This is a genomic window from Novipirellula galeiformis (genome assembly GCF_007860095.1).
In the GTDB taxonomy this organism is placed as follows: Bacteria; Planctomycetota; Planctomycetia; order Pirellulales; family Pirellulaceae; genus Novipirellula; species Novipirellula galeiformis.
In genome coordinates, this window is the sequence record NZ_SJPT01000008.1 from 306,405 (window position 1) to 321,152 (window position 14,748).

At 56.3% G+C, this 14,748-nt stretch carries 11 protein-coding genes; 5 read left to right on the forward strand and 6 right to left on the reverse strand.

What is annotated here, in order from left to right; all coding sequences use genetic code 11:
- Positions 1 to 4: 4 nt before the first annotated feature.
- The gene (locus Pla52o_RS20850; protein ID WP_231612521.1) at positions 5 to 448 is read right to left on the reverse strand and encodes a PH domain-containing protein; all 444 of its coding nucleotides are present in this window, start codon (positions 446 to 448) and stop codon (positions 5 to 7) included.
- On the reverse strand, positions 445 to 1,203 hold the full coding sequence (locus tag Pla52o_RS20855) for a TVP38/TMEM64 family protein (RefSeq protein ID WP_146596556.1): 759 nt from the start codon (positions 1,201 to 1,203) through the stop codon (positions 445 to 447). The genes Pla52o_RS20850 and Pla52o_RS20855 overlap by 4 nt, the downstream gene beginning before the upstream one ends.
- Before the next feature lie 126 nt (positions 1,204 to 1,329).
- Between Pla52o_RS20855 and Pla52o_RS27090 the strand changes: the two genes are divergently transcribed.
- The 3 genes from Pla52o_RS27090 to Pla52o_RS20865 all read left to right on the forward strand — a co-directional run bounded on the left by Pla52o_RS27090 (position 1,330) and on the right by Pla52o_RS20865 (position 4,806).
- Positions 1,330 to 2,046: a hypothetical protein gene (locus Pla52o_RS27090; RefSeq protein WP_197169400.1), complete on the forward strand. Its 717-nt coding sequence runs from the start codon at positions 1,330 to 1,332 to the stop codon at positions 2,044 to 2,046.
- On the forward strand, positions 1,991 to 3,385 hold the full coding sequence (locus tag Pla52o_RS20860) for a sporulation protein (RefSeq protein WP_197169401.1): 1,395 nt from the start codon (positions 1,991 to 1,993) through the stop codon (positions 3,383 to 3,385). Before Pla52o_RS27090 ends, Pla52o_RS20860 begins: the two co-directional genes overlap by 56 nt.
- A 212-nt stretch (positions 3,386 to 3,597) precedes the next feature.
- A complete protein-coding gene (locus Pla52o_RS20865) occupies positions 3,598 to 4,806 on the forward strand; it encodes a vWA domain-containing protein (protein WP_146596558.1) in 1,209 nt (402 codons plus the stop codon).
- Positions 4,807 to 5,067: 261 nt separating this feature from the next.
- Here the strand turns inward: Pla52o_RS20865 and Pla52o_RS20870 are convergent, their stop codons facing one another.
- The 4 genes from Pla52o_RS20870 to Pla52o_RS20885 form a co-directional block, all read right to left on the reverse strand.
- A complete protein-coding gene (locus Pla52o_RS20870) occupies positions 5,068 to 6,408 on the reverse strand; it encodes a hypothetical protein (protein ID WP_146596559.1) in 1,341 nt (446 codons plus the stop codon).
- A gap of 15 nt (positions 6,409 to 6,423) precedes the next feature.
- The gene (locus Pla52o_RS20875; RefSeq protein WP_146596560.1) at positions 6,424 to 6,840 is read right to left on the reverse strand and encodes a hypothetical protein; all 417 of its coding nucleotides are present in this window, start codon (positions 6,838 to 6,840) and stop codon (positions 6,424 to 6,426) included.
- On the reverse strand, positions 6,837 to 7,889 hold the full coding sequence (locus Pla52o_RS20880) for a DUF1559 family PulG-like putative transporter (RefSeq protein WP_146596561.1): 1,053 nt from the start codon (positions 7,887 to 7,889) through the stop codon (positions 6,837 to 6,839). Before Pla52o_RS20880 ends, Pla52o_RS20875 begins: the two co-directional genes overlap by 4 nt.
- 1,402 nt (positions 7,890 to 9,291) lie before the next feature.
- Positions 9,292 to 11,226 (reverse strand): OPT family oligopeptide transporter, encoded by a 1,935-nt coding sequence (locus tag Pla52o_RS20885; RefSeq protein ID WP_146596562.1) that lies wholly within the window; start codon positions 11,224 to 11,226, stop codon positions 9,292 to 9,294.
- A 588-nt stretch (positions 11,227 to 11,814) separates the two neighbouring features.
- Here Pla52o_RS20885 and Pla52o_RS20890 point away from each other — a divergent pair.
- On the forward strand, positions 11,815 to 13,389 hold the full coding sequence (locus Pla52o_RS20890; protein ID WP_231612522.1) for a sulfatase-like hydrolase/transferase: 1,575 nt from the start codon (positions 11,815 to 11,817) through the stop codon (positions 13,387 to 13,389).
- Positions 13,390 to 13,604: 215 nt separating this feature from the next.
- Positions 13,605 to 14,693 carry a lactonase family protein gene (locus Pla52o_RS20895; protein WP_231612523.1) on the forward strand — a complete coding sequence of 363 codons (1,089 nt, stop codon included), beginning with the start codon at positions 13,605 to 13,607 and terminating at the stop codon, positions 14,691 to 14,693.
- Positions 14,694 to 14,748: the final 55 nt, after the last annotated feature.

Sequence of the window (14,748 nt, forward strand, 5' to 3'; positions counted from 1 at the left end):
CGAATTAGTCGAGCTTCGCCATTTGCTTGAGCGTGGCAATAAAGCCATCGCGATCTTTGGGCGAGACCAGGTATTCTCGCTTTGCGGTTTCAATTCGGACGCGGCGAAGGGAGAGCGCCGGAGCACTTTTTAGGCTCGATGACGTTTCGATCTTTTGAATGTCCGCGATCGGAATTTGATAACAAAGGATGCCGCATCGCACCGAGACGGCATCCTCGAGGATCGTGTAGCGACAGGGGACGACGAAGATGCCTTGGACAACGAGGGTTACTACGCCGGCCAGAAACAACAGCGATGCATCGCCAGGCCGATCGTTTACCATCAGGTAACTGCCAATCACGACCGCCACTACGGGCGACAACATCAGCAGCATCAGTAGCCAAAGATCGAACGCAGATTCGTATCGGATCGGCGTTTTCACGGCAGAGTCGGGGGCAGCTTCGTTCATGGCAATCGAGGTTCGGTGGTGGGCTGGCTCGGCGTAGGTTGGCTCGGCGATCGTGGATGGCTCGGGGCTCGCGAATGGCTCGTTCGATTGCGTATTCGCTTCATCGCTTCGCGTGGGCCCAGGATGCTCATCGTCGCGGCCACACCAATCGAAACCAGGGTGCTCAGCCACGCTAGGTTACTTTCATAAGGGGTGCCCAGCAGTATTGCCGAAGATCCGCTGTGTACCCAGACGGCTTGAGGGAATACCGCCAGCATCGCGGCGGCGAGGTAGGGTTTGGGTTTGGCCTGAAACGCCCCCATGCTGTAGCCAATCACCATCGTTGGAATGGGGGATAGGCGAACCAGCAAGTGAACGCCGATGTTGGCATCTGCCGCCATTTCGCGAAGCGCGGTATGCCAGGAATCATGATCGTTGACTGGATCTTCCGAGGTGCGTTTGCAGAGCAAACGACGCCCGACCCAGTAATTGATCCACGCCGCAGTCGTCGCGATCACCAAGATTAAGAGCGTGCCCCAAAGCGTTCCGTACATTGCCCCGGCGGAAACGGAGATGGCGGTCTTGGGGGTCACGGTCGAGATCATCAGAATGCTAATGAGCGTGAAGACAAGCATGCCAATCGCTCCTTGGGATTGCACCCAATCGCGTGCTGTGTGGGGATCGAAATCGTTGGCGATTCGTATCACCGCGACGACCGCGAGCGATGCCGCCACGGCGAAACCGATCCCGCGTTTCTTTTTCTGGGTTTTAATCATGGAGGGTGCCAGCCTTGTGTCGCTCCCGTGCAACTTGTGAGAGGATGGGGGGCGGCTTGGCGTGTCCGAGTCGATGTCAATTTGTGAAGCAAATTCTGTACGCTCAAGGATTTTTCGGCAAGCGTGATGAACTCAACCCCTTCGGTCGATCGTCCCATTCCTCCTCTTGAGAGTCGCCATGGCCACCGGGGCGGATTGCCATGGGCGTGGTGTAATCTGTGGCGGAATCCGTTTGGCGAATTAACGCGTGAAGAGCGAGCCGAGTTGGCGGTGGTCGACGTCGCAGAGCTCGCCGCGGGAGTGCAGGGCGAGAAAGCCGCAGTACAACTGATCGGCGATTGTGGGCGCGGCAAGACGACACGGATGTTGGCGTTGTGGCGTCATTTTCCTGATGCCTCGTACGTTTATCTCGACGAAGATTTGCCTTGTGGTGCGATTGCCGAGGGAAACCCGTTATTGATTGACGAGGCGCAGCGGTTGCCGCGAAAGGTCATGCATCGGATCTTCGCGGTCGGTTTGCCCTTGGTGTTGGCGACCCATCGTGATTTGACGCGGGCGTTAAAAAAAGCAGGCTACCGTGTCACGACGTACCACTTAGGTGATACAAATGATGCACGATTGGTGCTCGAGTCTGCAAACCGTAGAATCGAAGCCTCTCGCTTGGGCCCAGGTTCGGTTCCGAATTTGTCGCTGCAAGATGCAAACGAGTTGGTATCGCGTTTTGGCAGCGATATCCGTGGGATCGAAGGTTACCTCTACGAGCAAGTTCAAAATCAGGCTTATAGCGATGGCGAAATGCGATTTGTCGATTGTGTTAGAAAAGGACGCGGACTTTATCTATGACGGCGGAGGGACGATCCGTGGAAAGGTGCGTGTCGATGTCGACCAAAACGTAAAATGCAATGGCTTGGAGGTTGAGTCCGGTTGGAAAACGCATGGGCGTGGAAACGTCGCCACCGGCAACTTCACCAGTGTGACGTTGTTCGAAGGCGAATGGGTTGGCGGGCAAGTGGTGGAATATCCGTTCGAATTACCGGTGGGCGATTGGCCGCCAAGCTATCACGGACACTACTTGAACATCGATCACTGCATTGACGCTCGTGTGAAAATTCCCTGGGGCTTCGACCCTAAGGCTTCCGTCCCCTTCTTGATGCGTCCGACCTGTGGGCCCGAAGCGGCGGTGTCCGAGAAATCAACCAAGGCAGGTGCGTTTGTCGCGACGTTTGTCGGCGTCTTTATGCTGATTTGGTGTTCGGGGTTTTTGTTTTTTATGGCCCAGAACCCCTTGTCGCTGGTCTGTGTGGGAATCTTTCCATTGCTGTTCCTCGGTGGTTATGCGGTCAAGGTTTGGTTGCCCAAGTATTTGTTGGGCGAGGTGACCTGTGAACTCTCGCAAACGGTGGTGACTCCGGGCGATTCCGTCAGCGGCGAGCTCGTCGTTCGGCCGCGTAAAAACGTGAACGTGAATGCGATCACGATCGATTTTCAAGCTCGCGAGGTTTGTGTTAGCGGCAGTGGCAGCAACAAGACGACGCACAAACACGTGTTTTTTGAGCAAGCGATCGAGCTTGAAAAGGCGACCACGTTGCAGGCGGGGCAAGAGCGACGCTTTCCAATCTCCTTCGCCTTGCCTAGCGATGCTCCCTATTCAATCGAGTTGCCAAGCAATCGATTGGTTTGGGCGACAACGATGCGAATCGACATTCCGCGTTGGCCCGACTGGACCAAAGAGATTGCCTTGCAAGTGTTGCCATCGGGAGAGCCGCTGGACCCCTCGGCTCGGCCGCAAGCGACATTGCGAGGCACCGATGCCCCATCGTCGTTGGCATCGGAGGGCGAGATCACGTTCGCCGAAACCGCAAATTATTTGTGGAGTGCGCGTGAGAATCCAGATCAATTGGAGGCGCTCGTTGACGCCGTCACGGGGCTTTCGTTTCGGCTTGAAGCATTTATCGAGCGGCGTTTGCTCTATGCTGGCACCGAAGATCCTCATTTGTTTAAGGGAGGCTATGCGGTTTGGGCGCATTTCGGCGAGCCCCCTTTGCCGCTGGTTTTGTATGTGCCACAAGAACTGGGCGACGAGTTCGAGCAACTGGGACGCGATCGCTGGATAGGCCAGGGGACCGTTGTTGGTTGGGACCGCCGCCATCAGCGGTTGCAAATCAAGTTAGAGACGCGATGACGTCCGCGCTATCAAATGGCTTGAACGACGGAGGATTTTCTCGCATTTCCGTTGCGGGATCATCACGACAAAGATCGGTAACGGGTACAATACAGGCAATCGAGTCATGCAACATCGGTGAATTTCTTGAGTGAGAGAAGCGATCGGGAACCTCTCTCGCTCGCAGATCATCTAACACGTAGATGACCCCCTTCTTTTCATGGAAAATTCCGATGCAAACTATTCTGAAGTTCGTTGTCACGCTGGCGTTGGTGATCGGTTTCGTCCCCCGTTTTCTACCGACGGTCAGTGCTCAAGACATCACGATCACGATCGAAAAAGGGGACGAAAAAACGTCGAGCTCCACCAAGAAATCGCCGTTTTCGGGGAAACGTCCCTCGGTCGATGTGGCGATCTTGCTCGACACCTCTAATTCCATGGACGGCTTGATCGACCAAGCCAAGAGCCAGCTTTGGAATATCGTGCAGGATTTTGCCAAAGCGAAGAAGAAAGGCAAAACGCCGCTGCTTCGCGTGTCGGTCTTTGAGTATGGCAATTCAGGCTTGCCCGCCAGCGAAGGCTATATCCGCCAAGTTGTGCAGCTTACCGATGATTTGGACAAGGTTTCTGAAGCTCTCTTTGCGCTTCGCACCAACGGCGGTGATGAATACTGTGGCGCGGTGATCCAAGAGGCGATCAAGCGGTTGGATTGGAGCAAGGAGCCGAACGCTTACAAAGCGATCTTCATCGCTGGCAACGAGCCCTTCACTCAAGGCTCCGTCGATTACCGCAAAGCGTGCAAAAAGGCAATCGGAGCCGGGGTCGTCGTGAACACCATTCACTGCGGTGATTATCAACAAGGGGTCGACGGAAAGTGGAAAGAGGGAGCCGAGTTGGCCGAAGGCGAATATTTGAACATCGATCAAGATGAAAAGGTGGTCCACATCAAATGCCCGCAAGATAAAATCATCATCAAACTCAATCGTGAGCTGAACCAAACCTACCTGTGGTACGGTTCCAAGGATCGTCGAATGAGCTATGCCGAAAATCAAGCGGTGCAAGATTCCAACGCCAGCGGCTTAGGCGGACTGAGCGTTCGCGCGGCGACCAAGTCGAGTTCGGTTTATCGCAATGTCGGTCGCGATCTAGTTGACACCTACGAAGAGGACAAGGACGCGGTCCTGAAGATCAAGGCTGATGAGTTGCCCGAGGCGCTGCAGAAACTCGCTCCCGCCGAACGGCTCAAACACGTCGAGTCGATGGCGCAGCGTCGTGCCGAGATCAAAGCGGAATTGGCAGCGGTTAGCAAAGAGCGGCAAGCCTATCTCGATGCCGAGCGATCTAAGATCGCCAACGAATCGGATGCGGTTACCTTGGGGGATGCGATCTCGGCTGCGGTTAAGCAGCAACTCAAAGCATCCGGCTTCCAGTTCGAGAAATAGCGGTCGCGGGCCGCTGCGTGCTTCTTTTCCATAGCGAAACTCGCCAATCGTTTCAGCCACCCCCAACCGCATGGCATCATCGTTCCCTGGCCGGCGTGTCCGGTAGGAGCGAGTTTGGGCGAGTTGAGCTTGACGAAAAAAACGTGGTGGATTGGACGAAATGGATGGTCAAAAATCCCACCGCGTGAGAGACGCCAACCGGGGGTGGTCGGACCGTTGGTTGACGACGCTGCACGCGGCGGAAAATACGGGGGGCGAGGGTCAGTCCCCGATCGCAACGAGGCGTGTCGGGGTACCGCCGACGGTGAATGTTTCCAAAACGCGTAACTCGGTTAGCGAGATCAGCGAAACGGTTCCATCAGCCGGGTTGCTGATCAGCAATTCTCGGGCGTTTGGCAGAACCACCGCCTCGTGATGGCCCGAGTGGCCTTCGATTTGGTTGCCTCCGATCGAGAGATCTGCTCGCACGGCAGCATCGGAGTGATCCCCATCGGAGTTCGGATCCAGGTCCACGATTAAAAGTGAATCATCCGAGGGCGACGTTTTGTTTTCGCGAAACATTGTGGCCATTTGCTTGCCGCCGCGAGCTCTCACCGCCAAGGGGGTCGTCAAGGATTCGCCTTCGGCTAGTTCGATCGGCAACGTTGTTACCGCGGGGGAGTCGATCGTCGCATCGATCCAGCAAAGCTGAGCATCGTCGCCTTTGCCAGCCGTAAACAGAACAAGTCGGTCGAGGTTCGCAAAGGCTCCGGTGCGAAGCGGAGTGTCGTCGGCGTCTTTGCCGAGCGAAAGGTAGTTTACTTCGACCGACTCTGGCGCAGAATCGAGATCCAAGTCCGCGTGAACCCAGCACACGCCATCGCTTGGTGCCAGGAAGATTTTGCCTGAGTTAGCCGTCGCTCCATGAAGACCACCGGTTGGGCAGTGGATGGAGTACTGTTTGCCCTGGTTTTCACCGAGCCCGACGACGTCGACGCGGCCGGCATTTTCACCGTCGCGATCGATCCAGGTAGCATAAGCGACGTGGTCTTCGATGACCGCCAGCGTGATGTGGCCGTTGCCGCCCTCGTGAAAGGACGTTGCGGATTCCGGGCTCTTCGACGTCCGTAAGCGTGACGCACTCGTGATCGTAAACCCATTGTGCTTGTCGATGGCAAATGCAAACGATTTTCCATACTTGTAAACGTGTGCCGGGTTGCCTTGATCGGTATCAATTTGGCGATGCAGAATGCTTGGCACGTGTTTGAACCGCAGATGTGAATGATCACCGTGGGATTCCTCGACCACGCCCGAATCGATCGCAACCCAGCCGCTGCCGATGGTGCCGGCTGCGTGGTCGTGGATCCCTAGCACGACGATGCCTGCATCCGTTTGCATCTGCACCAGCGTTTGCTCGGCAGTGTCGAGCGAAGGGAAACCGGGGACGGGTTCAGGTTCAAGTGACCATCCTGCTGTGGACTTTTTTAGGTCGCCGTAACGCACGGTTGCGTCGTGGTTGTCTTGCCAAAACAGTCGGGCGACGGTTCGGCCTTGCGCGTGTGCGGTTGCCGTCGCCATCATCGTGATCAAGACAGCGGCGGTCAAAGGGAATAGGGGTTTCATTGTGGGGTATCTCATTTAGTGGTGGTGAGTTGGGGTGAGCGGGCGAACGGCGCCGCGGGGAAGTTTGATTTGTTGTGGATCGTCCGTTGCAAGCGACTTTAATTTCAGTCCGCTGTCGGTTGGTTTCAGGTACTTGGCATCGAGAATCCAGCCGCCATCGCCGAGCGAGGAGAGCGAGACGAAGTATTCATCGGGTTGCGGGAGCGGCGTTTCAGCAAAGCGAGCGATTCCATCGGTCGATGAAACCGCTTCTGCCAAAATCGGACCTGTTGCCGAGCCATGCAAGCGAACATGCACGTCGGTGAGTGGATCGGAACGGTAGCTCACGGCAACGCCAAGGCCATCGGTCACCGTTGGATTGGAGTCCCATCCACCGCAACCGGTGAACGTTACTGTTGATGAAACCAATAAAATCGAGACGAGCGTTTTCACTGCGGCACCTCCGCCACTTCGCGTCCATCGCGTGAGAACAGGGCATGGTACAAGTCGCGATCGACTGAATCGGTGATGAAATGAACGCTGCCGTCCACCATCGCGTGCATGCTTCCACCGGAGTGGTAAGAGCGCGACGCAAAGAAGCCACGCCCGTGGATTCCAATGTCGGGAATGCGGTGGTTGGGGGTCATGTAGCCATTGATCACCGTTGCATACGGCACACCCCGAATCCACGATTGGCCTCGATTGCCACTGTAGGACGAAATGCGAGCGGGAAAGATGGTTTCCAAGTCCGGATTTTCGATTAGCGTTCCACCGTCAAGAAACCCGGGATTCGGTGCAGTGTTTGCGGTGGTGCCACCCCAGTTCGCGATACGACGATGCGGACCCTGCGGCGTTGGTTCACTCAAACCGCTGGTTTGGTCTCCCAGCACCGTCTCGGCCATCAGCACCGTGTTGGATGTTCCATCGAGACAGTCACGAAATCCCGCCCACGAATCAGTCCAAACCATTCCGTCGGTCCGGTAACGATCGTCATAGTGCGTGTGAGTGCCGCTACCGTAGCTGAACATATAGCTCAAGCCACCACACGTTCCGGTGCTTCCGTCGGCGAACACCGTGGCAAAGTTCGGGTCTCCGGCGTCGCTAGGACAGAGAAAGGTTGGCACGACGGTTGTGATGGCGTCGCGTTGCTCGGGATTAAAACGAGCCATCCAGGCAGGACCCACGAGCAGAGGTTCTGCAAAATTAATCAGCTCGCTCAGTCCGGCCTGTTCGACGTACGGCAGCACGCGGGCCTGCGCTGAAAAACTGCTCGAACCGGTCATTCCGGGAATGACTTTGAAGGTGCTTTCGTAGTTGTGAACTGCCAGCGCGATCTGCTTGATGTTGTTGCTGCAAGACATTCTTCGGGCGGCTTCGCGAGCGGCTTGGACGGCGGGCAGCAACAAGCCCACCAGAACGCCGATGATCGCAATGACGACAAGCAGTTCGATGAGGGTAAAGGCCTCGCGGTGCTGGCCGCGATTTGGAGGTGGATGTTTCATCTCGACTATATTTTTTTGCAAAGGATTGGTTTGGTTAAAGGTTGCGTGCAGTCGGCGCGCAATTTCAGCATGCGTCTCGCCGGGGCAAACAAAGCAGCTTGACGCTGCATCGAGCCGACGCGCGACGGTTGATTGAACAAGTGGCCAACAAGGTTTCACGCTAGGTGGCAACGCAATCTCGGATTGGCGGCACAAAGACCGCTAGGGAGATGCGCAGCGCACACCGTGGCGTGTGTTAGCTGGACCTAATGCAAGGGCAAAAGAAGTTCGCAAGCCAAATGGCTCACGCGAAGATGGGAGGGCCGCGAGGGGCGGCGACAACGAGAAACGCCGAAGCGGGGATGAAGCTGCAGTGGTTTTCCGCTGGCTCGATGTAAACGTCGCTGAGAACAGCAGCTTCGAGCTCCCATGTGAAGCCACAGGGAGTGCTCAGTGATTGACAAATCGGGCAGCGGTCGTGGTCGTGATGCTCAAGTGGCTGCGGGGCCGAAGAATCCGTCTCCGCAACCGGTTCGTCATCGTGATGATGGCAACCGTGCGAGCAGCTAACGCGGGTGGATCCTGGTTCGCTGCTGGGGGGTAAACTCACGCACTGGAGTTTGTCTTCCTCTGCCGCTCCACCGACGCAAGTTAAATCACCATGGCACGATACGTCACCATGGCACGTCGAAACATGCAGCCATGCAGGGGCATGTCCCAGAGCGACAACGCTGCACAAAACAGCGGCAACATACGGTCGGATTAGCGAAAGCACGGCGGCATTCGTGGCGAGAGTTCAGGAAGAAAAAAGTGGTCCGACCAAGGACAGTTTCGTTACGTTAGTGCGAGGCATTCGGTTCGTCAAGTCAACCAAATTGTCGGGCAGCGATCAAAGTCATGGTTCAAATCATCGGTTCACGCACGATCGTGCAATTGCACAAAAGACAGATGCCTCTTGTTTGTCCCTGATGGCTGCTGCGCTGCGCTGATGCCGCCAGGCTTGTTGAACGCCACAGGGAGATAGCATCGAACTCGCTTTAGAGCGTGCGATTGAAATCGGCGAGCAAATCTCATCGTGAGCTTGATCGTTAAATTGGAGCGAAAGAGTTGCGGAGATTAAAGTTGCGAGGGTTTCAGTGGCATGGGTCGCCGGAGCGGTTTTGATAGTCGGTTGCGGCGAACCGCGTCCCGAGGGCATGCCAGAACGGTGTCGAGCAATCGTGACGGTAACGCAATACGGCAACGCGTTTTCCGCTGCGACGGTAACCTTGTATTCGGATGATGCGTCGCAGCGGCGTGTTTAGGTGCGTGTTTAGGTGCGTGTGATGGCGGGAGGTGCCGGGCAAGTGGGCGTTGGGCAAGTCGGCGTTGCCGTAGCAGCGTGGTTTCTCGATGCGCCGTTCACACGCCCGCCACCGCTGGCTCAAGATTTGGAGGGGCGGGTCATTATCACAAACGCGGTAACGATCCCCACCGCCACCACCAACGTTGTTGTGGTGAGGATGGTTCCGGAGAGTTCGAGGTCCATTGCGGCGATCCCGAATGCGGCCAGACCGGCGAGTCCGACTGCGGTCAGCGCTTCGCCAGCGATCACGCCCGAGGAGAACAGGATGCCTCGATGCAAGACGCCGTCATGCTCGTCGCGCGCGGTGTCACGCGTGCAGAAATAGGCAATGATGCCGCCGATTAGAATCGGGGTGGCCAATCCGAACGGCAAGTACATGCCGACTGCGATCGGCATCAGGTGGGCGCGGTGGCGGGTTCGCCGCTTGAGGACTTCGTCGATGATCAAGACCACCACGCCAATCACAGCTCCGATGCCGATTAAATCCCACGGTAACTCGCCTTCGCCGGCAAAGCCTCTCGCTAAGCTGGCAAACAAACTCGCTTGCGGTGCCGATAACTTTTCGCCGCCAATCCCGCCCGGCGTGTTGTTATGCAATAGCGTCAGCACGGGCGCCATCACAAAGGATGCGACGCCAACACCGGCAATCTGCATGATTTGTTGCCGAAACGGCGACGCGCCGACGATCGAACCCGTTTTCAAGTCGTTGCAAACATCGCCGCTAGTACAGGCGACACAGCACACGACCGCGGCGATCCCCAGCGTAGCCACCATCCCTTGGGTGCCCGAATAGCTGAACAACCATAGCAAACCACCCGCGGCCAATACGGCGGTGATCGTCATGCCCGAAACCGGGCTGTTGGAATTGCCGACCAACCCGACGATGTAGCTGGCCACGGCGCTGAAGAAGAAGCCCATCGCCAACATGATTGCCGTCGAGAGTGCGGTGACACCCACATCCGCGGTGAAACGATAATTCAAAATCGCCAGCATCACGGTGCACACCACGCCTAGCGTCAGGATCAACCAGGAAGGGATGTCTCGCTCGGAGTTCTGGTGTTGTACGGCGTTGTTACGGATTCCTTGTGACAATTCTCGAACCGCGGCTAACAGCCCCGCACGTACGGCAAACAAGGATCCCATTCCACCGACGACCATGGCACCGACACCGATGTAGCGGATTTCGCTGCTCCAGATCGCCCAAGCCCCGGCGATGGGATCTTCATACTGGCTTGCGCCTCCGAGCAATGGGATGCCGATCAGCCACCCCAGTGTTCCGCCGATGAAGATCAAAATCGCGACGTGCAAACGCACGATGAAGCCGACCGCAACGAGCATGGGTGACAAGTCGCCACCAAAGTAAAAGATTCGCTCACCCGAGGTTTTAGCAACTTGCAGCGTGTCTTGGACGATGCCCATGAAACCAGCGGCGACCTTGAACACGGCACCAAGAATGCCACCGATGATCAAGCTTTGGGCTGCGTTGTTTTGGTGCTCGTCGCTTTCACCCGCTTTGAGTACTGCGGCGCAGGCGACACCTTCGGGAAAGGGGAGGTCCTCGTTGTTGACCACAAAGACGCGTCGCATCGGAATCATAAACAAGATGCCGAGCAGTCCGCCGGTCAGGGCCACCATCGAGACGGTCCAGAAATCAAAGGATTGCCAATAACCGATCAGAATCATCGCGGGCATCGTAAAGATGATGCCCGCGGCTAACGATTCACCCGCCGAAGCACAGGTTTGGACTTGGTTGGCCTCGAGTACCGTGGATCGACGAAAGAGCAGGCGAAAGAGCAGCATTGCCATCACCGCCGCAGGGATCGAAGCTGAAACGGTCATGCCCGCCTTCAGTCCGACATAAACGTTCGCTGCCCCCATCACGACCGACAGGATCAGCCCCAGCACGATCACACGCAGGGTCAATTCACCACCGCCGAACTTGTCGTTTTCTGCGTTGCCGCCATCGTGCGGCGGAGATGCCAAGTCGGAATTCGAAGGAGCGGAATCGTTCATCAATTTAATGTTCCTTTGGGAAGCCCGCGAGAGAGGCTGTGGTTTGCCCCGTGGCTTAGGGGCGGGCTCTGCTTGTCGCAGGCCGACTCCTCGAGCAGCCCTTTCGTGTTGTCTCGTCGCTAGAGAGATCGCAGGTTAACAAAAAGTAGGGGCGGCAACGATCACCCGCAGGCGTTTGGCGGGCATGAATTGAGTTTTACTGCTCGGTTGACGCAGGACGCAGGTTTTGAATTCGTTACCGTGATATTTCCTCGCGGACGCAGCGGGTTATGAAAAGCACCCCGGCGTCCCCACGCAGGAAACCGCTGAAATCGGTGTCGCGGAGAGCCATTCTGGATCTCCGCGTGGGAATAAAACGATAGCGGAACCTCGTTTTTCAATCGCTCGGTGCCCACGTCGCGGACCGAAGCAATTAAGATGGGGCACATCGACCTTATCCGCCATTCCACGTGTTACCTGCTATCCTTCGAGGTTGCCCGCGATGCATGAAACGGGTGCATCGGATGAATCGCGGCGGTTTGCGAAATTTTGGGGGGCGGCCGTATCGTGACGCGCCGAAGATGATCGTTTGAAGGGCATCGATGGAATATGATGAAGCACTTACTCACTCTATTGCTCTTGTGCGTTACGGTTTTCTTTTCGTCTGGGGTTTCTGTAGCCCAGTCGGAAGTCCCGTCGGCTGGCGATTCGCGTCCGAACGTGATGGTGTTTCTGGTCGATGACATGGGGATCATGGACACGTCGGTTCCGTTTTTGACGGACGCCGATGGGAAACTCAGACGCTATCCATTGAATGATTTCTACCGCACTCCCGCGATGGAGCGGTTGGCCAAGCAAGGGATTCGGTTCAACCAGTTTTGTGCCATGAGTGTTTGTTCGCCCACGCGAAATTCGATCATGACGGGGCAAAACGCGGCTCGGCATCGCGCGACCAATTGGATCAATCCGCAGCGCAATAATGCCGGCCCGCACGGCGCACCCGATTGGAACTGGGCAGGGTTGACAAAGGCGGATCTGACGCTGCCCGGCGTCCTCCACGCCAGTGGTTACCAGACGATCCATGTGGGCAAGGGCCACTTTGGTCCTGAGCAACATGAGGGCGCTGAGCCATTGAATGTGGGCTTTGACGTCAATATCGCTGGAGCCGCGTTTGGTGCTCCGGGAAGTTACTTTGGCGAACAGAACTATGGGCTCGGAACCAAGCGTGCCCATCATGCCGTTCCGCACTTGGAAAAATACCATGGCACTAAAACGTTTCTCAGCGAAGCGTTGACCCTCGAGGCCAAGAAACAGGTGACTGAAACGGTCGAGCGTGGGGAGCCGTTTTATCTTTACTTTTCTCATTATGCCGTTCATGCACCCTTCGAGTCGGATCCGCGTTTCGCGGCACATTACAAGGACTCGGGAAAACCAGCGAACGCACAGGCGTTTGCCACTTTGATCGAAGGCATGGACAAGTCGCTCGGCGATATGCTGGATCATTTCGATGAACTCGGCATCGCAGAGAACACGCTGGTCTTTTTCCTCGGCGACAACGGAACCGACGCGCCCCTGGGCCATCAGCACAAAGTCGCATGTGCGGCACCGCTGCGTGGGAAAAAAGGGGCGCATTACGAAGGCGGCATGCGAGTTCCCTTCATCGCCGCCTGGGCCAAGCCTGATCCGAACAACGCATTTCAACATCAGGTGCCGATTCCTGCTGGTGCGATTCAAAGTCAGATAGCGGCGGTACAGGACCTGTTTCCCACGATCGTTGAGGTTACTCAAGCGAGGGTGCCCAAGGATCATGTCGTCGATGGTCTCCGTTTGCAAACGCTGCTGAGCGGAAAGCGTGATCCCGGTCGCCCGCAAACGTTCTTGATGCACTACCCGCATGGCCCGCATCGGAGCAACTATTTCACGACTTGGCGCGATGGCGATTGGAAGGTGATCTACCACACCTTGCCTGAGGAACCGACCACGGGCGGGCACATTCAATTTGCCGGCGGGCATTACGAATTGTTTAACCTTGCCAACGATCCATTTGAATCGACCAACCTTGCCGTGACCAATCCGCTACAGTTAGTGCGGATGATGGACGGATTGATCGCGGCACTCGAAAAGCACGATGCACTTTACCCTGTCGACGAGTCGGGAAAGGAGCTGCGTCCCCGATTGCCGTAAACAATCCGCGCTCGGAAATGGAGTGAACGCGGCCACGCGTGTCCCCTGGCGAATGATGATTTGCCATGATTCTTGGACTCGTGGCCCCGTTCACTTCCAGAGTGTTGTATGTAAAACCGAGAGTCTGTCATTCCCACCTTTATCATCGTCCAAGTAACTTAGGAAACGAGATGCGTCGTTTGGTCCTTTCCCTCTTCAGTCTGCTATTTATCTCTATGACGTGCACTGCTAGCGAACCGATAATTTTTGTCTCCGCGTTCAAGCCGGGCGACGAAGGCGCTATTCATGCCTTTCGGTTTGATACTCAAACGGGCACATTAAAGCCGTTAAATCAAACCACCGGCATTGGGCATCCGTTCTTCATGGCGCTCTCGCCCAATGGGCGATTCTTGTATGCGATTGATGCCGAGCATTTCGGTGGCGAGGAGGATGAATTCATCGCGGCGTACGCCATCGCAGGCGAGACAGGAAAGCTAACGCGGTTGAACCGACAATCGACGCGTGGAACGGCGTCGTGCTATCTCGACGTGGACGCCAGCGGGAAATCGGTGGTGGTCGCGAACTATACGTCCGGCAACGTTGCTGCATTGCCGGTACGCGAGGATGGATCGCTCGAGGAAGCTGCCTCGTTTATCCAACACGAAGGATCTAGTGTCGATCCTAAGCGTCAAAAGGGACCGAACGCACACAGTATCGTGATCAGTCCCGATAACCGCTTTGCATTGGCGGCCGATTTGGGGATCGACAAGGTGTTGATTTATCGACTCGATGCGGACAACGGCAAACTGGTCGCAAGCGACGTGCAACCGTTCGCGAAATTGCCACCTGGCTCGGGACCTCGCCACTTGACCTTCGATCCGAGCGGTCAACGGGTGTATGTCATTAACGAGTTGACGAACACGGTGACCTACTTCACCTATGGCACGGAATCGGGCACGTTAACGCCTCAGCAAACGATTTCCACGTTGCCCGAGGGTTTCTCCGGTACGAGCAATTGCGCAGACTTGAAAATCACGCCGGATGGCCAGTTCTTGTACGGCACCAATCGTGGGCACGACAGTATCGCGATCTATCGCATCGGTTCGGATGGCCGGTTGAGTCTGGTCGGTATTGAACCCAGCTTGGGTGGCGGCCCACAGAATTTGTTGATCACTCCCGACGGTCGCTGGTTAATTTGTGCGAACATGGTCGGGAACAACGTGAGGGTGTTTCGAATCGATTCAAAGACCGGTGGGTTGACCGCTAGCGGAGATCCGATTTCGGTCTCCATGCCAGCCTGTGTGCGTTGGTTGTCGTCAAATTAAACAATTCAACACGTAATGAAATGTGATCGATAATCACAACCCGACGCGTAAGTTT